Below are 20,349 nucleotides of genomic sequence, written 5' to 3'. Positions count from 1 at the left end.
CGACGGCAGAGATGTGCGGAGAGCTTGCCCCCTCATCCGGCCCTTCGAGCCACCTTCTCCCCGGGAGGAGAAGAAACGAGGGGGCGACGCCGCGCCTCACAGCGCCGCAGCGCATTCCTGGCAGAACGGCGTATAGGGAACGGCCTTCAGGCGGTCTTCCGAAATCGGTTTGCCGCATTTGACGCAGATGCCGAAAGTGCCGTTTGCGATGCGGTCGAGTGCTGCGTCGATGGCGCGCAGTTCGTCCTGCCCCACCTGCCCCAGTTCGTCCAGCACCTCGTCATTGCTGCGCTCGATGGCGCGGCAATCGTCATCGGGATTGCGCGGCTGCTCGAAATCCGCCTCGATTTTGTGCAGGCGGCGATAAAGCTCGCGCTGGCGGTCTCGCAGGATTTTCTCGTAACTTTCGACATTCATAGTCTTTTCCTCCAGCCGGTGCGGGCGAAAATCGCCCGCAACCCCAAGATTTCAACTCACTTTAGCGGTCGATCAGCACCGAGCACTTGGCGTGGCGCACCACGCGGTCGGCCGTGGCGCCGATGAAATAATTGGTAAAGTCAGGCGTATGCGACGCGATGATGATGAGGTCCGCCTTGTGCTCTTCGGCAGCGGCAATGATTTCACGCGCGGGCGCGCCGCTGCGGATTTCCTGGCTGCCGTTGAAACCGACCTTGGCCTTCAAGTCAGAAAGTTTCGCCTTGGCGTCCTTGATGGCATTTTCAATAAGGTCGACGGGCAGGTCGATCGCCATGTAGCCGGGCAGTTCCTCAACCACGTTGATGAGGACGATCTCGCCATCGGCATCCAGCAGCGCCTTGGCTTTGGCGAGGATTTTTTCACCCTTGTCGGTGGCGCTGAGGTCTACCGGTACGATGATCTTTTTGTACATGGCTGTCTCCTTTGGCGTAATCTGCCGTTTCTCTTGGCTCAAGCTCATATTCCCCGCCGGCACGCCCTCCGCCTTGATCGAAGTCAAAGCCGGGAGACATGCTTGGGCGGGCATTGTCAACGAACTGTGGACGGTCAATCGCCGGATGGCGATCTTTGCTGAACGATGAAATCCGCCCATATTCGCTTTCGACAAACGCCGCAAAGCGGCGTCGGACGATGCCGGCGGCCGCCGATCGGCCCTTGGCGCGTCAGATTCAATATGGAGATTATGATGAGTGAAATCAAACAATTCGCCCTGACGCGCCCGGCTTATGTCGGTCAGGCTCATCTCGTCGTTCACGATCTGCCGCGCGTTTCGGATTTTTACCGGAAGATCATCGGTCTTTCGGTCATCGAAAAAAGCCCGAGCGGCGAGGTTCTCGGCGTCAACGGCCAGCCGTTGCTGACGCTTTCCACCTCGACTGCGGCGGAACGCGCGCCGCGCAATGCCGCAGGCCTGTTCCACACCGCCTTCCTGATGCCGAGCCGGCAGGATCTGGCGCACTGGCTGGCGCATGCCGCCCATAACAACATCCAGCTTCAGGGCGCATCCGACCATCTGGTCAGCGAGGCCATCTATCTTGCCGACCCGGAAGGCAACGGCATCGAGGTGTACCGCGACCGTTCGCCTGACGAATGGACCTATCAGCAGGACGGCACGGTGGAGATGGCGACGCTCGGCCTCAATCTTCAGGCGCTTTACGACAGCGCGCCGAAGACGGCGTTCGAAGGCGCTGCAGAGGGAACCGCCATCGGCCATATCCATCTGCAGGTCGGCAATATTCCGCAGGCGGACGAGTTTTATCAGGACGTGCTGGGGCTGAAGATCATGGCGCGGTATCCGGGTGCGAGCTTCTTCGGCTCCGGGGCCTATCACCACCACGTGGCGGCCAATATCTGGAACAGCCGTGGCGCCACGGCCCGCAAGGACAGCATGACCGGCCTTTCCGGCTACTCGCTGAAATTCAATGAGCCTGATGCCCTGGACCGTGCGACGGCTGCTCTAGACCGGCTGGAAATCGCCACGGAACGGCAGAGCGACGGCATCGTTCTGAAGGATCCCTGGGGGATCGGACTGAAGCTTTCCGCCTGAAGGAAGACGGGGCGGCAGAAATTTTCGCCGCCCCGGAACCGCCTCATTTTTCGAACGTTTGTCGTCTTATTGGGGGACAGTTCGATGAATGAGAATGCCAGACCGGAAAAAGCCGGCAATTTGGGCAATATTGGTGGCCGCACGGGTGCGGGCACGGGCGTTGCCGGCGCCACGAGAGCCGACCCGCTTGAGGGGCTTGCGTCCGGATCGCACCGCGACGATGCCCGCAGCCAGCAGCCGCTTGGCCGCGAAGCGCTGGATGTCGTCGTGGCATGGTCGATAATCGGCATTTTTCTGGTCGTGATGATGGCCGTCATCCACGAATTGTCGCTCATTCTCATTCCCGTGGTCATGGCGATCGTAGTGGGAATGATCCTCGGCATTGCCGCCGAAAAACTCGGCTCCTACGGCATTCCCGGTTTTGGCGTCGCGCTCATTCTCTCCACCCTGGTGGCGGCGGTGATGTTCTTCGTGGTCAATTCGCTGATCGACCCGGTGTCGCAACTCGCCTCCGAAGGACCGGCATTGGTGGAGCGCAGCATCGACCGCTTCCTGCCCTATCTGCAAAACCTGCGATGGCTGAATATCTCGGCGGCAACCTTCAGCATGGGCTCGATGTCGATGGAATCGCTGATTTCGCGCAGTGGCGAAATCATTTCCGTGCTCGGTTCAAATGTTACTCCGGCCGTTATTCAGGGCATGATCTTCCTCGCCGCGCTGCTGATGTTCCTTTACAGCCGCCTGCGGCTGCGCAAGGCGATCATCATGGCCTTTCCGGCCCGCCATCAACGGCTGCGGACCATCCGCATCATCGCCTCGGTGGAGGAGGTTCTCGGCACCTATTTCGCCACGGCGGCGCTGATCTATGCCGGGCTCGGGGTGACGATGGTGGTCATCGCCTATCTGGGCGGGCTGGCCATGCCGCTGCTCTGGGGGCTGTTCGCCTTCCTCTCCAGCTTCGTGCCGTTTCTCGGCATCACCGCCATGACGATTTCGCTGACGGTGGCGGGCATCATCACCCATGACAACATCATTCTCGCGCTTCTGCCGGCGGCGATCTTCTTCACCATTCACCTGTTGATGGAAAACCTCGCCTTTCCGGCGGTGGTGGGCCGCAACATGGAGATAAACCCCTTCCTCGTCTTCGTGATGATCATCTTCTGGACGTGGATGTGGGGGGCGGCCGGAGCCATGCTGGCGCTGCCGCTGTCGCTGATCGCCATGACGGTGACGCGGGAACTCTTCCCCTCACGCCGGGTGGTGCCCAAACTGCCGGACTAAGCACGGCTTCAACGGCAGGGCAGAGGGGGGTAAACCCCACGCGCCAGCAGCCAAGGCCGCTCAGGAAGCGAGCGGCATTCCCTGCGCGCTCGCCATGCGGCGCTCGTGCTCAATCAGCCATTTCTTGCGCCACAGCCCGCCGCCATAGCCAGTCAGGCTGCCATCCGCGCCCAATACCCGGTGGCACGGCACGACGATGGCGATTTGGTTGGCGCCATTGGCACGCGCGACCGCGCGCACGGCGGACGACCTGTCCATGGCGGTTGCGAGCGAGGAATAGCTGACGATCTCACCCGCCGGTATTTCCCGCAGGCTGCGCCAGACATCGCGCTCGAAGGGCGTTCCGTGGCCGGCAAGACGCGTTTCGAAGGCGGCTGAATGCCCGGCGAAATAGGCCTTGAGTTCCGCTTCGATCTGGCCGGTCACTGCCGTCCGGCCGAGCACCATATCCGCGCCGGTGCGCGTCTTCAGCCGTTTCAACTCGGCCGGAAGCGCCGGCCGGTCGGCGAATTCTAGGAGATGCAAAGCGTGATCGTCGGCAATGGCTAGCATCGGGCCGATTGGCGTATCGATCCAGTCACCTTTCAAAAACCCCTTGCCTTTCATGGCGGCGGGGGAAGAGCCGAAGAACTGGTTGATGGCAGAGCGGAAACCGCTGCCGGATTCGTAACCGGCATCGATCTGTGCGCCGATCACCGCTTCGCCGGAAGCGATGCTTTCCGCCGCATCGCCCACCCGCCGCAATCTGGCGATTTCCAGAAAGCTCATGCCGAAACGGCGCTTGAAGGTGCGGCGCACGGTGGACGGATCATGGCCCATCGCCACCACATCCTCCTCGCGCCAGCGCCGCGCCGGTTCGTTTTCCAGCGCCGTCAGCAGCGACGTCACGGTCTCATCGGCCGTGCCATAGGCGAGCATCGGCTTGCAGCGCTTGCAGGGACGGAAACCGGCTTCCAGGCATTCAGCGATGGTCTCGCGGAACCGGCAGTTTTCGATCTTCGGCTTGCGCGCCGTGCAGGTGAAGCGGCAGAAGATCTTGGTCGACGTCACACACACATAGGCCACGCCCTCATAGGCGGGGTCCTTGTTCACAAGGGCGGAATAGAGCGTTTCGGTGTCGGGGCGTTTGAACAGCATCATGGGGAGGATGCTAGCGCAAATTTAAGCGGCACGCCGCCGAAAAACGGGCATGGATGTGGCTCATCCCTCATTCCTGTGCTTGTCACAGGAATCCAGTCGGCGCGCGTCTGCGCGGCGGGGAGAGTCCTTTCAGCCCAAGGACTTGGGCTGGCTAGATTCCTGTGACAAGCACAGGAATGAGGAAAGCTCTATCGCAGATCAATTCCCCGGCGGTGCGAAGGACGGGTCATCCAGCCTTGTGAAAATCACGCCGCGCGCCTTCAGCGCCAGAAGGCCCTTCACCACGCCCTCGCCCGCTTCATGGGTGGGCTGGTTGATGTGGGAGATAATGACATCGCCATCCCTGGCGGAAGCGATGTGTTTCGCCGTCGCGGCCGCCCCCAGCAGCGAGCCGCCATCGCCATTGACGGAATAACCGGCGACCCGCATGCCGAGCCGGTTGATGGTGGTCATGGAGGATCTGGTATATTTGGCCGTGGCACCCCGGAACCATTGCGGCTGGAGACCGGTGGCGGCGACGATGGCCTGACGGCCGCCCTCCACTTCCTGCTCGACCGCCGCTTCCGAACCGGCTGCGGCGATGCCATAGATGGAAACCGGCTTATCCACCGCCGGCACATGGTTTTCGCCATGGTTTTCGATCTCGAACAGGTCCGGATGCGCCATGAGCGTAGCCAGCGCCTCGCCATTGTGTTTCAGCCAGCGGGCGGTGACGAAGATCGTCGCCGGAATGCGCTCTTTCACCAGCGTATCGAGGATGCGGTGGTCGGTCTTGCCCATGCAGGCGTCCAGCGTCATCGCCACCCGCACCTTGCCGTCATGCTGCGGCGACATTTTCAGCGCCGGTTCGACAAGGCCGGTCCCCGCTAAGGCGGCGGACGCGGCGGAAGCGAACAGGGCAGCAAGGAGGAAGCGACGTATCATTTTCATTTTCCGCAGTGAATGCAGTATCATTCCGTGGCAATCCGCCCGCAAAGCGCCCGAATTATGGCGCGGTTTCCAGCCCGGACAGGGCTTCAAGCGCCTCTTCCACCCGCTGGCGTTCGGCGCTGGTGAGCGGCAGGATCGGCCGGGGCGGTTCGCTGACCGTCAGCGACAGGATGTTGGCGGCGGCGTAAACCACGCGGATGCTGCCGAATTCCTTGAACAGCGCCCAGAGCGGCTGGAAGGCCGCATCGATCCTCTTCGCCTCTTCCGCATTGCCGGCCTGAGCCGCCCGCATCAGCCGCAGGGCAGGAACCGGCAGCAGGCCGGCGACCACGCTGTACCAGGTGTCGCCGCCGGCAAGCGTGGCGTCGGCGCAGCCCCAGTCGCCGCTGTAACCGATGGCGAAATCTTGCCCCAGCTTGGGCCTCAGCCGCGCAAGCTCACCGGCATAATCGGAATCGGCCGGCAGCGGCATCTTGATGGCGCGGATATTGGGGATATAGGCAAGCCGCACCAGAAGCTCGTCGCTGAAGGCAAAGCGGGTCGTGGTGGGATTGTTGTAGATGGCGAGCGGCAGACCCGTTGCGCCGGCCACGGCGGCGAAATGGTGATAGGCCTCTTCCTGCGTCAGCGGCGTGTAGGAGACGGGAGCCAACAGCAATGCATCCGCACCGGCAGCTTCGGCGTCCTTTGCCAAGGCCACGGCGTCATCGGTGCGCAGGGCGCCGACGCCGGCCATGAGTGTGCGCCTGCCCTTGAGGACCGCCGCGGCAGCTTCGATGGCCCGGCGTCTCTCCGCGCGCGGCAGATACATATAGATGCCGGTGCTGCCGAGAATGCCGACGGAATCCACCTCGACCGCATCAAGCCGCTCGATGAGGGCGGAAAAGGCCTGTGTGTCGACCTGCCCGGCCTCGTCGGCCGGCGTGATCGGAAAAGCCGAAAGTCCCTTGAATCGTGGCGCCATGCCCGTCTCCCTCGCTTTGATCGGCAAGCAGGGTTACAGAGCCGGTGGCGGAGCGGCAAGAAAAGCGGAGGCTAAACGCCTGCCGGCAACCGAAAAAATCCTTGGTTAGTCATAAAGATACAACTTCTTCCACTGCTCCTCGGGAATTTTATCGCCGACGCGGTAATCGAAGGACTGGATGCTGAGGCTGTCGCTCTTCAGCTGGCACTTGTATTTCAGCTTGTACCATTCGCCCGAACTTCTGAAGACCGCGCCCGGCGCCTTGATGGAGTTCTTGCCAACTTCCGGATCACCGAAAGTATAGGCGATGACCTTGTCCGGCCGCATGCCCTTCTGCTCGGTCGCTATCCTTTCCATCGCCTCGATATCGCAGCGCTGTTCCAGCCGCTCCTCGGGGGCAAGCGCGTTCAACTGCCGCATGACGCTGGCGTCGATCGCGAAAGCAGGCGTGAAGGTCTGCAAGCCAAGGAAAAAGGCAGAAAGGGCAGCGGGAAAAAGCTTTCGCATGGGATCCTGTCAGTTTTTTCGTTTGTTCTTGTGGTGGGCGGCAGGCCGGGCGGCCTGCATCCATCATCGCTGATTTGCCGGATATTGCCAAAATGTGATCGAAAGCTGACGAAATTGTGCCCAAGCCGCATTCCGCCTGTGGAGATTTGAAACTTGATCGGCCGCAAGCCCCGCTCTACATCTTGGTGCCGCCCAAGAATTCTTCATACGAAAGCGAGTTTCCCTTGCCGATTTTCAAGAACCTGCCCGCCGCCCCGACCGCCGAAAAACGGCCCGTTCAGGACACGCATCACGGCATTACCCGCACCGACGATTACGCATGGTTCCGGGCCGATAACTGGCAGGCCATGTTCAAGGACCCTACCCTGCTCGACCCGTCGATCCGCGCCCATCTGGAAGCGGAGAACGCCTATATGGAAGCGGCCATGGGTGACACCAAGGCGCTTCAGGAAAAACTGTTCGAGGAAATGAAGGGCCGCATCAAGCAGGACGATTCCTCCGTGCCGGTCAATGACGGTCCTTATGCTTACGGGACATTGTTCGTGACCGGCGGCGAGCAGCCGCATTATTTCCGCACCCCGCGCGGCGGCGGCGAAAAACACGTGCTGCTGAACGGCGACAAAGAGGCCGAGGGCAAGGATTATTTCCGTCTTGCCGGTCTCGACCAGTCCTCCGATCACAGTCACGGCATCTGGGGTTATGACGACAAGGGCTCGGAATATTTCACCCTGCGCATCCGCAACCTCGAGACCGGCGAAGACCTTGCCGATGTCGTGGAAAACACCGGCGGCGGCGGCGCATGGGCGCCCGATGGCAAGAGCTTCTTTTATACGCTGCAGGACGAGAACCACCGCCCCTCCAAGGTCTTCCACCATATCATCGGCGAGCCGCAGTCGGCCGACCGGCTGGTTTATGAGGAAAAGGATCCCGGTTTCTTCATGGGCGTCGGCGCGTCGGTTCTCGACGATTTCATCTTCATCGACATTCACGACCATGAGACCAGCGAATATCGCATTCTCTCCACCAAAGACCTGACCGCCGAGCCTGCTATCGTGGCGGAGCGCGAAGAGGGCATCGAATATTCGATGTGCGAAGGTGGCGATGTCTTCTTCATCCTCACCAATGACGGCGATGCCAAGGATTTCCGCATTGTGGAAGCGCCGGTCACGGCACCGGGCAAAGAGAACTGGAAAGAGATCGTCCCGCATGAGCCGGGCCGCCTTATTCTCTCCGTCGATGCCTATGCCCGTCACCTGATCTGGCTTGAGCGCCGCGATGGCCTGCCGCGCATCGTCATCCGCGATCGTCGCACGGGCGAGGAACATTCGATCGCCTTTGCCGAGGAAGCCTATTCGCTTGGCCTGCATGGCGCGGCGGAATATGACACCGATGTCATCCGCTTCTCCTATTCCTCGATGACGACGCCGAGCCAGCTGTTCGATTACGACATGGTGACGCGCGAGCGCACGCTGCTGAAAACGCAGGAAGTGCCCTCCGGCCACAATCCGGACGATTACATCACCCGCCGCATCATGGCGCCTGCCCATGATGGCGAGCTGGTGCCGGTCTCCCTGCTCTATCGCAAGGATGTGGCGCTTGACGGTTCCGCCCCCTGCCTGCTCTACGGCTATGGCGCTTACGGCATCACCATTCCCGCCTCCTTCTCCACCACCACGCTGTCGCTCGCCGACCGTGGTTTCATCTATGCCATCGCCCATATTCGTGGCGGCAAGGACAAGGGTTTCGAATGGTACGAAACCGGCAAGATGGAAGCCAAGCAGAACACCTTCAAGGATTTCATCGCCGCTGCCGACCATCTGGTTCAGGAGGGTTTCACCTCCTATGGGGGCATCATCGCAGAAGGCGGCTCGGCCGGCGGCATGCTGATGGGTGCTGTCGCCAATATGGCGCCGGAAAAATTCGCCGGCATCATCGCCGCCGTTCCTTTCGTGGATGTGCTGACCACCATGCTTGATGACACTTTGCCGCTCACCCCGCCGGAATGGCCGGAATGGGGCAATCCGCTGGAATCGGCAGAGGAATATGGCTGGATTGCCGCCTACAGCCCCTATGACAATGTGGGTACGAAGCCTTACCCGCCTATCCTTGCGCTTTCCGGCCTCACCGATCCGCGCGTGACCTATTGGGAGCCGACCAAATGGGTGGCGAAGCTGCGTGAGAAGACCACGGGAGAAGCCCCCATCCTGCTGAAAACCAACATGGCGGCCGGCCATGGCGGCAAGTCGGGCCGTTTCCAGCGGCTGGAAGAAATCGCCTTCGAATATGCCTTTGCGCTGAAGGTGGCCGGCAAGGACGCGGCGTGACCCGCTGATGGCGGAACGGGCGGCGGAGAGCCGTCGCCCGAACCAAAAACAGTATAAAAATACCCTTCGAAAACCCGTTTCTGAATATTTTTTCCACAAAATCGCGCCGGTATTTTTTCTTTAAATACCACTTAACGACATAACGGATTTTTATTTCAAACTACTGAAATTCAAAATACACCTCAGTAAATTACAAATATATTTTCAGTATTACGCCAGACGGAAAAATGTTCCGGGAATCGAACGCATGGCTGCGATGCGCCATTTCGCGTTGCAATATCACTTTTTGGCCGTATTATGCCGGTCGTTGACATATTCATGCGCCTTTTCGCCGCATATCCTGCGGCAATGCCGCAGCGTGTTCTGCGGATATTCTTCTTGCCGTCATTTTTCGGCTTTTCCACGCGCCATGTCAGTTCGCCCTTGGCAATCCGGGCTTTGCAGTGCTCCCGCTTTGCCAATTGAAAACACTGCATCAGACTTGGGGGTCTTACACATGAAGAAACTCCTCGCCTCGACCATTCTCGTAACGGGCTTTATCATCGCTGCCGGTGCAGCAAATTCCGCCAATGCCGCCGAAGAGTGCGGCAGCATCTCCATCGCCGAAATGAACTGGGCATCCGCCGGTGTCGCGGCTTACGTCGACAAGTTCATCATGGAAAACGGCTATGACTGCACGGTCAATGTCGTCAGCGGCGATACCATGCCGACCTTCGCCTCCATGAACGAAAAGGGCCAGCCGGACATGGCGCCCGAATTGTGGGTGAACGCCGTGCGCGAGCCGCTCGATGCTGCCGTCAAGGAAGGCCGCATGATCGAGGCGTCTAAAATCCTCACCGATGGCGGCGTCGAAGGCTGGTGGATCCCGAAATTCATCGCCGACGCGCACCCTGATATCAAGACCGTCGAGGATGCGCTGAAACATCCCGAACTTTTCCCTGCCCCGGAAGACGCCAGCAAGGGCGCCGTGCATAATTGCCCGTCCGGCTGGAACTGCCAGGTGACCACCGCCAATCTCTACAAGGCGCGCGAGGGCGACAAAAAGGGCTTCACCCTGGTCGACACCGGCTCGGCCGCCGGCCTCGACGGCTCCATCGCCAATGCGTTTGAAAAGAAGCAGGGCTGGCTCGGCTATTACTGGTCGCCCACCGCCATTCTCGGCAAATATGAGATGGTGAAGCTGGATGACGGCGTCGAACTCGATCGCGCCCATTATGACGAATGCACCGCCAAGGTCGATTGCGCCGATGCCAAGGTCAACGCCTATCCGGTGGCCGATGTCTTTACCGTCATCACCAAGGATTTCGAAGGCAAGGCCGGCGTGACGCTGGACTACATCAAGGCCCGCAACTGGGACAACAAGACGGTCGCCGAAATCCTCGCCTGGATGGATGAGAACCAGGGCACCAACGAGGACGGCGCGGAGTATTTCCTCGAGAACCATGAGGACATCTGGACGAAGTGGGTTCCGGCCGAGGTGGCGGAGAAGATCAAGGCTTCGATGTGATTGGTTGATGGGGGAGTCGGCGCAAGCCGCTTACCCCCCTCTGCCCTGCCGGGCATCTCCCCCACAAGGAGGGAGATCGGCTTGGCGCACCCTTCTCACAAATCCGCAACGTGTTTGATGGGCGAGACTTTGCCTCGGATCGATCTCCCCCCTTGTGGGGGAGATGTCCGGCAGGACAGAGGGGGGTGCCCCGCGCTCCAGCTTCCACCGCTCACCACCCAATAACCCAAAGGGAAAACAACAATAATGGCCCTCTGCAATTACCTGCCGGACATGCTCTGCAAGTTCCCGGCCATCGACAATTCCACGATGCGTGTGGCACGCAAGACCATCGATGATGGTTTTCGCGACATCGTGCGCAACTATGGCGATGCGATCGATGTGATCGTGCATCCGCTGCAGCTCTTCCTCAATTCCTCGGAGCGGCTGTTCATCCAGACACCGTGGATCATCACGCTCCTCATCATTCTCGCCATCGTGCATCTGGCCGGTCGCAGCTTCAGGATTACCGGCGGCACGGCGCTCGCCCTGCTGATGATCGGTGCGGTCGGTCTCTGGCGCGACGCCATGACGACGCTGTCCATCGTCGCCATCGCCACCCTGATCGCCATCGTCATCGGCCTGCCGCTCGGCATCCTGATGGGTCGTTCGGAACGCCTGCAACGCCTCATCAATCCCGTGCTCGACGTGATGCAGACCCTGCCCAGCTTCGTTTATCTCATCCCCGTGGTGGTGATTTTCGGCATCGGCAAGGTACCGGGCCTGATCGCAGTGGTGATCTATGCCATTCCGCCGGTCATTCGCCTCACCAGCCTTGGCATTCGCCTGGTGGACCGGGAGGTGCTGGAAGCGGCAGACGCCTTCGGTTCCTCCAACGGCCAGAAGCTGTTCAATGTGCAGCTGCCGCTGGCGCTGCCCACCATCATGACCGGCATCAACCAGACCATCATGATGGCGCTCGCCATGGTCGTCGTCGCCTCCATGGTCGGTGTCGGCGGGCTCGGCAAGAACGTGCTGCAGGCCATCAATAACCAGTTCTTCACGGTGGGCTTCCTGAACGGTTTCGCTCTGGTCGCCATCGCCATCATGTTCGACCGGGCGAGCCAGGCTTTTGGCAAGCGCCTGCAGAAATACCGCGAGGTCTCCCATGGCTAAAAGCATCGAAATCCGCAACCTCTACAAGATCTTCGGCAAGCATCCCGAGAAGTACCTCGAAGCGGTGCGATCCGGCATGGACAAGGTGGAGCTGAACGACAAACACAACCACGTGCTTGGCCTCAACAACATCAACATCACCATGCCGGGCGGCAAGATCACCGTCGTCATGGGCCTTTCCGGCTCCGGCAAGTCGACGCTGATCCGCCACATCAACCGGCTGATCGACCCGACGGCGGGCGAGGTTCTCTATGACGGCGAGGATATCTGCGGCATGAGCGCTTCGGCGCTCCGGCAGTTCCGCCGCCACAAGACGGCGATGGTGTTCCAGAAATTCGGCCTTCTGCCGCACCGCACCGTGCTGGAAAACAGCGTCTACGGGCTCGACATCCAGGGCGTACCGCGCGGCAGAAGCGAGGAAAAGGGCCGCTACTGGCTGGAGCGTGTCGGCCTTGCCGGTTACGAGGATTATTATCCGAACCAGCTTTCCGGCGGCATGCAGCAGCGTGTCGGCCTTGCCCGTGCACTTGCCAATGACGCTGATATCCTCCTGATGGACGAGGCCTATTCGGCGCTCGATCCGCTGATCCGCGTCGACATGCAGACCATGCTGCTCGATCTGCAGCAGGAACTGAAAAAGACCGTGGTGTTCATCACCCACGATCTGGACGAGGCGCTCAGGCTCGGCGACCATATCGCCATTCTGAAGGACGGCGAAGTGGTGCAGCAGGGCGACGGCCAGAGCATCATTCTCTCCCCGGCCGATGGTTACGTCACCGACTTCGTGCGCGACGTCAATCGCGGCCGCGTGCTGCAGGCGACCACGGTGATGGAGCCGCTTGAAAGCCGCCCCGAGGGCATGTCCGTGCCGGAAAACGCGACGCTGGAAACCATTGCCCGCGACATGTCGGAAGCCAACGAGACGACCGCGCATGTGGTGGACGAGGACGGAAAGCCCGTCGGCAGCATCGGGCTGGACACGCTGGTGGCGGCCATGGTGACGCCCGCGCCGCAGGAGGTTGAGGTTGAGGTGAAGGCGGAAGCGGCAGAGGAGCCGGAGAAGCTCCAGGAAACGGTTGTGCCGGTGGAGAAGGAAACGGCGTAATCCGGCACCGGACGGATTGGCCGCGTCCGCGAGATTTCCTCGTTCCGTCATACCGGCCTTGAGCCGGTATCCAGCCAGCCCAAGTCCTTGGGCTGAAAGGACTCTCTCGCCGCGCAGACGCGAGTCGGCTGGATTCCGGCTCAAGGCCGGAATGACGGGAGTGAGGTGTTCACGGCGCCAGAAATTTAAACCGGACTGCAATGCCGCGAGGGACAAAGCTGGCAATCTCCTCCTGCCCCGTCTTCATTAGGCAAAAACGAAGCACCCCTTTGCCGGCTGTCAAGCCGGGAACGTCGTTGCAGCGCAGCAAGCGCAAGTTTCGGACAAGTCGCCGTCGTTAACCATTCGTTAACTTTTGAACGCGGAATCACCGACATGCAGATCGAAAGCAATATCGGCGGATACAACTATCAGGGACGTATCCGCGACATCGAAAAAGCCGGCAGCGCGCAGAGCGCGCCCGAAGAGCAGGCCGTGAAGCGTGGCCCCGGCAACCCGACCGTTTCCAGCACCATTCTTTCCCATTCGCTGGCCAATGTGTTGTGGGCCGTCGGCAATGGCAGCGCGCCTGCTGCGGCCTCTGCCGAGATCGAAGTGGAAGCGCAGGCCGAGTGGGTGCGCAGCGCCTATTCGGAATATACCGAATAGGCTTTTAGAACAAAGCCTCTGCCTCTACCGCTACCTCCGTCATCCTCGGGCTTGACCCGAGGATCCAAGGCTTCAAGCGGGTATGGATCCTCTGGTCAAGCCCGAGGATGACGCGGAGAGATTCAAGCGCCTTGATCAACAAACTGAAATAGTCGATTCCCATCAGGCCCTTGCCGGACTGACCTCGACCGTCACATGCGAGAGTTCATGTATGGCTGCAAGTTTCTGCTTGTAGAAAGCCGGCGCTTTCGGCACCTGCGACTGGATTGCCACGATGGCGGCGTGATGCCCCGGCCCCACCTGCCAGACATGCAGGTCGGTGATGCGATCCTCTTCCGTTTCCACGCTTTCGCGTATTTCCTGCGGCAGATCTTCCGTCTGGGGTACGGCGTCGAGCAGCGTCGTCGCCGTGGAGCGGACCAGCCCCCATGACCAGCGTGCGATGACCAGACCGCCGACGATGCCCATTGCCGGATCGAGGAAAGACCAGCCGTTCCATTTGCCGAGCAGCAGCGCGACGATGGCAAGAACCGAGGTCAGCGCATCGGCCAGCACATGCAGATAGGCGGCGCGCAGATTGTTGTCCCTGCCGCCCTTTGCATCATGCTCACCGTGATGCGCGTGCGAACCGTGATCGTGATGGGCGTGCGAGCCATGGGCGTGACCATGACCGTGGCCGTGATCATGATGATGGTCGTCTTTCAAGAGCACGGCGCTGACAAGGTTGACGGCAAGGCCGATGACGGCAACGAGGATCGCCTGGTTGAAGTCGATTTCGACCGGATTGACGAGGCGCATCGCGCTTTCAACGGCGATGAGCAGCGCCACCACTGCCAGCACGATGGCGCTGGCGAACCCCGCCAGATCGCCGAACTTGCCGGTGCCGAAGGTGAAGCGCGGATTGCGCGCCTCACGGCGGGCATAGAGATAGGCCAGCGCCGAAATCAGCATTGCGCCCGCATGAGTGGACATGTGCCAGCCATCCGCCGTCAGCGCCATGGAGCCGAACCAGTGGCCGGCAACGATCTCGGCCACCATCATGACGGTGGTGAGCGCAATCACCATCCACACGCGCCTCTCGTTACGCTCATGATTCTGGCCGAGGAAAACATGCTCATGGCCGGCCGCATGGGAGAATTCGGATGTCGTCGTCATGTCGCTAATCCTGTTCGATTTTCAGAGCGTCTTGTCTAAGCATCTGGTCTTTCCGCCGATGCCCTAGCGGATGTAGGTCTTCAGCACCTGGGCCAGCTCTTCCGCCGCCCGCGCCCGTTCGTCTTCATTTTCGGCGTGCACCACATGTTCGTGCAGATGTTCCTGCATCACCTCTCCGGTGAGGCCGGAAAGCGCGCCGCGCACCGAAGCCAGCAATTGCAGCACCTCGCCGCAGGGCTTGGCGTCGTCCAGCGCGCGCTCCACCGCCTCCATCTGCCCTTTCAGGCGACGGATGCGGGCGAGAAGCTTCTCCTTGTTGCGGATCGTATGGGACATAGGCACCTCATATACTATAGGGGGGTATACTATATTGAGATGTTTTTTCGTTCAAGTCTCGCATGACGCAATCCTCGCGAATGTTTCGGCCCCTAAAAATACATCATCAGAACTTGGGGACTCAGTCATGACGACTATCGCAGCAACCACCAGCAGCTATTACGCAACGCCGGTCCGGACCCTTGAACCGGCGAAAAACAAGGAAACCCATTCCACCACCGAGGCTCTGCTGGAGCTGACCCGGGCCGCGCATCGCGCCATCTCCAGCGCGGAAAGCGTCGCCACGGCAGTTTCACCGGCCGCCGCCAGCGTTTCCGCCGGTCTTGCCGCCGCTTTGTGGAACCTCGACAGCGGCGCCTCCGCGACAGGCACATCCGCGCCGGAAATGGCCGCCGTCGCGCAGCCTGAAGCCGCCTCCAGCCTTGAGACGGAAGTTCTGAAGGCCCTGGCACAGGCGCTCGGCGTGGACGAGGCCGCCTGACACCCATTGAACAGCGGGCTGAAAGGTAATATCTCTAGAGACTAGAGCATCGGGCCCTGAGCGGCGGAAACAACCCGCTCTCTTCCCGCTGCGCCGGAGATATGGAGAAAGCGATGCTGTCCATCGGTGAATTGTCCAAACGTACCGGCGTCAAGGTGCCGACGATCCGTTATTACGAGCAGATGGGCCTCATCCGTGAGGCGGACCGTTCGGAAGGCAACCAGCGCCGTTACGAAAAAACCGATCTCGAAAGGCTGGCCTTCATCCGCCATGCCCGCGATATCGGTCTGAATATCGACGCCATTCGCGAATTGATTGCACTTAGCCAGCACCGGCAGATGCCGTGCGAAGGGGCGGACCGTATCGCTGCCGAACACCTCGCCCATGTGCGTGAAAAAATCGCCAGCCTGAAGAAGCTGGAGCATGAGCTGGAGCGCATCGTCTCCCATTGCCACGGCCATTCGATCGAGGATTGTTATGTCATCCGCGCGCTTTCCGACCATGGCATGTGCGAAGGCGAACACTGAGACGCGGAGAAGACGGCGGCGCTGACATCCCGCTGTCATCCGGGCGATATATGCGCCTGCCATCGCTTCAAAAGAGATGCCGGATGCCAGAGACCTTTTCCGAAATCGCCCCCTTCGACACGATTTTCATCGATGTTTCCGACGGCCACAGGCTGCATGTGACGATTGCGGGCAATCCGGCGGGACAGGCGGCGATCCTGCTTCACGGTGGCCCCGGCTCCGGGATATCGTCAACGGCGCGGCGCTATTTCGATCCTCAGCGTTACCGCATCATTCAGTTCGATCAGCGCGGATGCGGGCAGAGCACGCCGAATGCGGCCGTCAGCCTTGAGCACAACACCACGCAGCACCTGATCGGCGACATGGAGGCCATTCGTGTGGCGCTTGGCCTCGATGACTGGTTGATATTCGGTACCTCATGGGGCTCGACGCTCGCCCTCGCCTATGCCCAGCGCCATCCCCGCCATGTCCGCGCCATGGTTCTGGCGGGTGTCACGACGACCCGGCAGAAGGAAATCGACTGGCTTTATCAGGGGCTGGCGATGTTTCTGCCCGGACAATGGCAGCGCTTTATCGCCGCGATCCCGGATCATATGTCGAAGGACGATCCTGTCGCGGCCTATGACCGGCTTTTGAACGATGCGGATCCCGCCATCCGCGCCGGGGCGGCCTATGAATGGCATCTATGGGAGGCGGGTTCGATCACCGCAGAGACCATCTCGGCTTTTCCCGAAAAATGGCAGGATGAAAACTACAGGCTCGCGCGGGCGCGTCTGTGCGCGCATTATTTCCACCATGCGGCTTGGCTGGAAGACGGCGTGCTTCTCCGCAACGCCGGCAGTCTGGCGGGCATTCCCGGTGTCCTCATTCAGGGCATGCGGGATCTGCAGGGACCGCCGGTCACGGCTTACGAGCTTGCCGCGGCGTGGCCGGGAAGCGAGCTGATCATGATCGACGGGGCCGGACATTCCACGGCGGATGCGGGGATGGAAGAAGCCATTGTTTCGGCAATCGCGCGATTTGCGAATTGACCCGCTTGACAGATTATGGATTCGGGCGCATTGCATGTCCCATGATCAACGAACGCGCACCCATCTCCTGCTCGTACTTTTGGGCCTACCTTTAAGGGCGGCTCGACAGATCATATTGTCAACAAGCCGCCGTCAGGCGGCTTTGTTGTTTCTCAAGCGTCCTGACGGCACCGATAAGACCAAAGGACCAAAGAAATGACCGAAGATAGCACCCTTACACTGGAAAGACCGCCCGTCGTCATTATTCGTGGCGCACGCAAGACGGATCTGCCCGAACTCAACGAGATGATCACGCTGCTTGCCTCCTATCATGGCGATGCGGCGGCGATCACGCCGGCGAAACTGGAACGCGACCTGTTCGGCCCCCTGCCCTGGGTGCACGGCCTGGTGGCGGAAGCCGATGGCGCGCTGATCGGTTACGCCCTGCTTCTGCCGCTCTACAGGGCGCAGGAAGGCCAGCGCGGACTTGAGCTGCACCATCTCTTCGTGCGTGACGGCCATCGTGGCCATGGCACCGGCCAGCACCTCGTTTCCCGCGCCCGCGATATCGCCAAGCGGCTGGGCTGCGACTATCTTTCCGTCAGCGCCACGACCGGCAATGTCGCGGCGCATCGCTTCTACGAAAACATGGATTTCGCGCCCCGCCCGGTCACCGGCATGCGCTACATGCAGGCCATCGCCTGATTAAAAACCACGGAGACGGCCATGACACGGATCGCCATTGCGCTCGCGCAGGATTTTGCGGACTGGGAACCGGCGCTGCTTGCTGCCGCAGCACGCAGCTATCTCGGCGTCGAGATCATCTACGCCACGCCCGATGGCCGGCCGGTAACCTCCATGGGCGGGCTGAATGTGACGCCTGACACGTCCTATGATGCGCTCGATCCTGAGAATATCGATGCTCTCATCGTTCCCGGTGGTCTCAGCTGGGAAAAGGGCACGGCTGTCGATCTTGGCGGGCTGGTGCACCGGTTTCGCGACAGGAACCGGCTGGTGGCCGGCATCTGCGCGGCGGCGAGCGCGCTCGGCGGCACGGGCGTGCTGAACGATGTCGCCCATACCGGCAATTCGCTGGCATCCCACAAGGCCTATCCGGCCTATAGCGGTGAAAACCTCTATCGCGACCAGCCGAAAGCGGTCAGCGATGGCGGCGTCATCACCGCCGCCGGCAGCGCGCCGGTGAGTTTCGCTGTGGAAATCCTGAAACACCTCGGCCTCTTTGGTCCGGAAGCCGAGGCGGAACTTCAGGTTTTTGCGGCGGAGCATCGGTGAGGCGGACGCTGATATTGTGGGCCACGTAAGCCCGCCCGCCCTCATTCCTGTGCTTGTCACAGGAATCTAGCCAGCCCAAGTCCTTGGGTTGAAACGACTCTATTCGTTGCGCAGACGCGCGTCGGCTGGATTCCTGTGACAAGCACAGGAATGAGGTGGTGCAAAATACAAGCGTCTTGGCACCCTCATTCATCACCTCCGATCCAGCACCCGGCACATGCGCGCAGCCGGGTCCTCACCCTCCCCGGCAATCGCCCGGCGAATATCGCGGCTGTTCAGATGCAGGCTGCGGCCGGCGGGCAAATTTGCACGTTTTATCTTGGAAAGGGCTGCCTCGACGAAGGCGGCCTCGTGCTCGTGGAAAAAGGTGAGAGCCGCCTGCCCCGACGGGCTTGGCCCCAGCACGGCCTTGAAGGCAAGACGGTGCACGGCGCAGAAAGCGCCGTGACCGGGAACGGCAAAACGCAGCGCATCGAGTTCCTCACTCCATTCCGCTGCGTCCCGCATGGATTTACGCCTGCTGGAAGCGCTTCAGGAAAAACGCGCTCAATGTTCCGAGCAAAGCCCAGAATACGAAGCTGGTCACGGTGGCGGCGACGATGAACTGACGCTCGAGCGGCAGCGGCGCCAGCGCATGTTCGCCTTCCGGAGGCAGCGGTGCACCGAACACATGCGGTGCGACGATCAGCACCAGCGCCAATATGATGGCCCAGGGTTCGCGGCGGAAGGCGATCAGCGCAATGCCGCCTGCGGTTGCGGCAACCGTCGCAAGCCACCAGATCTGCCGTGCCTCGAGCGCGGCAGCCGGGCTGCCCGGCAGTTCCGGCGGCAGGCCGATCATCGGGGCCAGCATGACGGCGGCAAAGCCGGCAACACCCCAGAGAAGACCCTCGCGCCAGCCGCCATTCGTGCCACGCAGCGAAATCAGGCCGGTCAGCACCAGCGCATAACCGATGGCGGTGAGAACATTGGCAGCCACGGTATAGGCGGTGCGCTCGAAGCCGTCGGCCGGAGCCCAGGCTTCATCGTTATGCTCATGGGCGGGAACGGCAGCACCGGGGGCCGTCGCATCATGGCTGTGGGGCGCTTCGCCGGCGCTTTCATAGGTTTCCGCCTGAAGGATGAGCGGCGTGGTGCCAAATGCCTGCATGGCCGAGACGGCGAAACCGCCGAGAATGCCGACGAGAACGGCGGTAAAGACGATATTGCGAAAAGACGACATGCCGTTTCCCCTCAATGGCAGGGGAAGGCATTGGCATGGCGCGTGTCATGCGCGGCATTGTGAACGGCTTCCACATGGGAAAAGCCGACAAAACCGACAACGAACAGGCCAAGCATGATCGCCGTCAGCGATTGCGCAAAGCTGGTTGTTTTTGCGGAAACGGCTGAATTGGCCGTATTCTGGTTGATGGACATGGTGACCCCTCTTGCGGCGCGACCCCGCGCCTCTGGACGCGGCCGAACGGAAAAAGGCCGTCGAGCCGCATACGATACACTTCACCACGGGGATACGAGACTGACACAGGGAGGCGTTGATCCCACCGCCCTGACATTCCGCTCTTCCGGACACCCCGCCGGCATGGATATTTCCGTGATGGCAGGTCTCCTGGCTTACGGGTCAAAACCTGAAACACCTTCCCGGCATCACCCTCTCTGGAAACCCTGGGTTTCCGGCGAGATGGCTTGCCAGTGGCATTTCGTTTCAGGCTCTCCGCTCACAGTTGCGGGGGCAGCCACGAATGAGGATTTCTCCCTATCGTGTTCCCTTTTCACCTTCCGGAATGCCCGGAAGGAACCATCACAGGATTGTTATCCGATGGGCGGGGTCGGGAGTCAATGGTGAGCCTGCTTTCCAACCGCACGCCGTCGCCTCCACCTTCGTCACCCCGGACTAGATCCGGGGTCCAGCACGATCAAGTCCTTGATCGCAATAGATACGTCTCACGGCGCGGACGCGCCGTGG

General features: G+C 60.9%; 23 protein-coding genes and 1 riboswitch. Of the genes, 12 read left to right on the top strand and 11 right to left on the bottom strand.

Annotated elements, in window-relative coordinates; genetic code table 11:
* Positions 1-96: 96 nt before the first annotated feature.
* Both AGR13A_RS04220 and AGR13A_RS04215 read right to left on the bottom strand, forming a co-directional pair.
* A complete protein-coding gene (locus AGR13A_RS04220) occupies positions 97-417 on the bottom strand; it encodes a TraR/DksA family transcriptional regulator (protein WP_080833846.1) in 321 nt (106 codons plus the stop codon).
* Between the two features lie 61 nt (positions 418-478).
* A complete protein-coding gene (locus AGR13A_RS04215; protein WP_035218337.1) occupies positions 479-889 on the bottom strand; it encodes a universal stress protein in 411 nt (136 codons plus the stop codon).
* A 273-nt stretch (positions 890-1,162) separates the two neighbouring features.
* On the opposite strand from AGR13A_RS04215, the gene AGR13A_RS04205 reads away from it, so the two are divergent.
* Together AGR13A_RS04205 and AGR13A_RS04200 are read left to right on the top strand one after the other, a co-directional pair.
* Entirely contained in the window at positions 1,163-2,023 is an 861-nt protein-coding gene (locus AGR13A_RS04205; RefSeq protein ID WP_035218339.1) for a VOC family protein, read from the top strand.
* Positions 2,024-2,107: 84 nt separating this feature from the next.
* Positions 2,108-3,304 carry an AI-2E family transporter gene (locus tag AGR13A_RS04200; RefSeq protein WP_080833844.1) on the top strand — a complete coding sequence of 399 codons (1,197 nt, stop codon included), beginning with the start codon at positions 2,108-2,110 and terminating at the stop codon, positions 3,302-3,304.
* Positions 3,305-3,364: 60 nt separating this feature from the next.
* Here the strand turns inward: AGR13A_RS04200 and AGR13A_RS04195 are convergent, their stop codons facing one another.
* From AGR13A_RS04195 to AGR13A_RS04175, 4 genes are all read right to left on the bottom strand, one after another.
* The gene (locus AGR13A_RS04195) at positions 3,365-4,444 is read right to left on the bottom strand and encodes a bifunctional transcriptional activator/DNA repair enzyme AdaA (protein ID WP_080833842.1); all 1,080 of its coding nucleotides are present in this window, start codon (positions 4,442-4,444) and stop codon (positions 3,365-3,367) included.
* Between the two features lie 198 nt (positions 4,445-4,642).
* Complete coding sequence (locus tag AGR13A_RS04185; protein WP_080833840.1) at positions 4,643-5,368, bottom strand: polysaccharide deacetylase family protein; 726 nt, start codon at positions 5,366-5,368, stop codon at positions 4,643-4,645.
* 61 nt (positions 5,369-5,429) lie between these two features.
* Positions 5,430-6,338 (bottom strand): dihydrodipicolinate synthase family protein, encoded by a 909-nt coding sequence (locus AGR13A_RS04180; RefSeq protein ID WP_080833838.1) that lies wholly within the window; start codon positions 6,336-6,338, stop codon positions 5,430-5,432.
* 105 nt (positions 6,339-6,443) lie between these two features.
* Positions 6,444-6,845: a DUF930 domain-containing protein gene (locus AGR13A_RS04175; RefSeq protein ID WP_035218353.1), complete on the bottom strand. Its 402-nt coding sequence runs from the start codon at positions 6,843-6,845 to the stop codon at positions 6,444-6,446.
* A 224-nt stretch (positions 6,846-7,069) separates the two neighbouring features.
* On the opposite strand from AGR13A_RS04175, the gene AGR13A_RS04170 reads away from it, so the two are divergent.
* The 5 genes from AGR13A_RS04170 (at position 7,070) to AGR13A_RS04145 (ending at position 13,584) form a co-directional block, all read left to right on the top strand.
* Entirely contained in the window at positions 7,070-9,169 is a 2,100-nt protein-coding gene (locus tag AGR13A_RS04170; protein WP_080836521.1) for a S9 family peptidase, read from the top strand.
* A gap of 496 nt (positions 9,170-9,665) precedes the next feature.
* Entirely contained in the window at positions 9,666-10,676 is a 1,011-nt protein-coding gene (locus AGR13A_RS04165) for an ABC transporter substrate-binding protein (protein ID WP_080833836.1), read from the top strand.
* 246 nt (positions 10,677-10,922) lie between these two features.
* Complete coding sequence (locus AGR13A_RS04155) at positions 10,923-11,831, top strand: ABC transporter permease (protein WP_003522273.1); 909 nt, start codon at positions 10,923-10,925, stop codon at positions 11,829-11,831.
* Positions 11,824-12,936: a quaternary amine ABC transporter ATP-binding protein gene (locus AGR13A_RS04150; RefSeq protein ID WP_080833834.1), complete on the top strand. Its 1,113-nt coding sequence runs from the start codon at positions 11,824-11,826 to the stop codon at positions 12,934-12,936. The genes AGR13A_RS04155 and AGR13A_RS04150 overlap by 8 nt, the downstream gene beginning before the upstream one ends.
* Before the next feature lie 375 nt (positions 12,937-13,311).
* On the top strand, positions 13,312-13,584 hold the full coding sequence (locus AGR13A_RS04145) for a hypothetical protein (protein WP_080833833.1): 273 nt from the start codon (positions 13,312-13,314) through the stop codon (positions 13,582-13,584).
* Between the two features lie 162 nt (positions 13,585-13,746).
* Here AGR13A_RS04145 and dmeF read toward each other — a convergent pair whose 3' ends face one another.
* Both dmeF and dmeR read right to left on the bottom strand, forming a co-directional pair.
* Positions 13,747-14,739, bottom strand: a complete 993-nt coding sequence (gene dmeF, locus AGR13A_RS04140; protein ID WP_080833831.1) for a CDF family Co(II)/Ni(II) efflux transporter DmeF — start codon at positions 14,737-14,739, stop codon at positions 13,747-13,749.
* 63 nt (positions 14,740-14,802) lie between these two features.
* Positions 14,803-15,075 carry a Ni(II)/Co(II)-sensing transcriptional repressor DmeR gene (gene dmeR / locus AGR13A_RS04135; protein ID WP_003509296.1) on the bottom strand — a complete coding sequence of 91 codons (273 nt, stop codon included), beginning with the start codon at positions 15,073-15,075 and terminating at the stop codon, positions 14,803-14,805.
* A gap of 127 nt (positions 15,076-15,202) precedes the next feature.
* Between dmeR and AGR13A_RS04130 the strand changes: the two genes are divergently transcribed.
* From AGR13A_RS04130 to AGR13A_RS04110, 5 genes are all read left to right on the top strand, one after another.
* Entirely contained in the window at positions 15,203-15,556 is a 354-nt protein-coding gene (locus tag AGR13A_RS04130) for a hypothetical protein (protein WP_080833828.1), read from the top strand.
* Positions 15,557-15,669: 113 nt separating this feature from the next.
* Positions 15,670-16,083, top strand: a complete 414-nt coding sequence (locus AGR13A_RS04125) for a MerR family transcriptional regulator (RefSeq protein WP_035218370.1) — start codon at positions 15,670-15,672, stop codon at positions 16,081-16,083.
* An 83-nt stretch (positions 16,084-16,166) separates the two neighbouring features.
* Positions 16,167-17,114, top strand: a complete 948-nt coding sequence (pip, locus tag AGR13A_RS04120) for a prolyl aminopeptidase (protein ID WP_080833826.1) — start codon at positions 16,167-16,169, stop codon at positions 17,112-17,114.
* Between the two features lie 195 nt (positions 17,115-17,309).
* Positions 17,310-17,798: a GNAT family N-acetyltransferase gene (locus AGR13A_RS04115; protein ID WP_035218374.1), complete on the top strand. Its 489-nt coding sequence runs from the start codon at positions 17,310-17,312 to the stop codon at positions 17,796-17,798.
* Between the two features lie 21 nt (positions 17,799-17,819).
* On the top strand, positions 17,820-18,386 hold the full coding sequence (locus AGR13A_RS04110) for a type 1 glutamine amidotransferase family protein (protein WP_080833824.1): 567 nt from the start codon (positions 17,820-17,822) through the stop codon (positions 18,384-18,386).
* A 192-nt stretch (positions 18,387-18,578) separates the two neighbouring features.
* On the opposite strand, the gene AGR13A_RS04100 is transcribed toward AGR13A_RS04110, so the two are convergent.
* The 3 genes from AGR13A_RS04100 to AGR13A_RS04090 are packed head-to-tail and all read right to left on the bottom strand — an operon-like array spanning position 18,579 to position 19,802.
* Positions 18,579-18,893 (bottom strand): hypothetical protein, encoded by a 315-nt coding sequence (locus AGR13A_RS04100; RefSeq protein ID WP_080833822.1) that lies wholly within the window; start codon positions 18,891-18,893, stop codon positions 18,579-18,581.
* A 4-nt stretch (positions 18,894-18,897) separates the two neighbouring features.
* Positions 18,898-19,608, bottom strand: coding sequence for a CbtA family protein (locus tag AGR13A_RS04095; RefSeq protein ID WP_080833820.1), 711 nt, complete (start codon positions 19,606-19,608; stop codon positions 18,898-18,900).
* 11 nt (positions 19,609-19,619) lie between these two features.
* Complete coding sequence (locus AGR13A_RS04090; protein WP_035218382.1) at positions 19,620-19,802, bottom strand: CbtB domain-containing protein; 183 nt, start codon at positions 19,800-19,802, stop codon at positions 19,620-19,622.
* Between the two features lie 163 nt (positions 19,803-19,965).
* Positions 19,966-20,201, bottom strand: a riboswitch (cobalamin riboswitch).
* Between the last annotated feature and the right edge of the window lie 148 nt (positions 20,202-20,349).

The organism is Agrobacterium genomosp. 13 str. CFBP 6927 (genome assembly GCA_900012615.1).
GTDB lineage: Bacteria > Pseudomonadota > Alphaproteobacteria > Rhizobiales > Rhizobiaceae > Agrobacterium.
The sequence above is the reverse complement of the archived record's forward strand: the minus strand, read 5'-3'. Positions and strand labels throughout refer to the sequence as shown.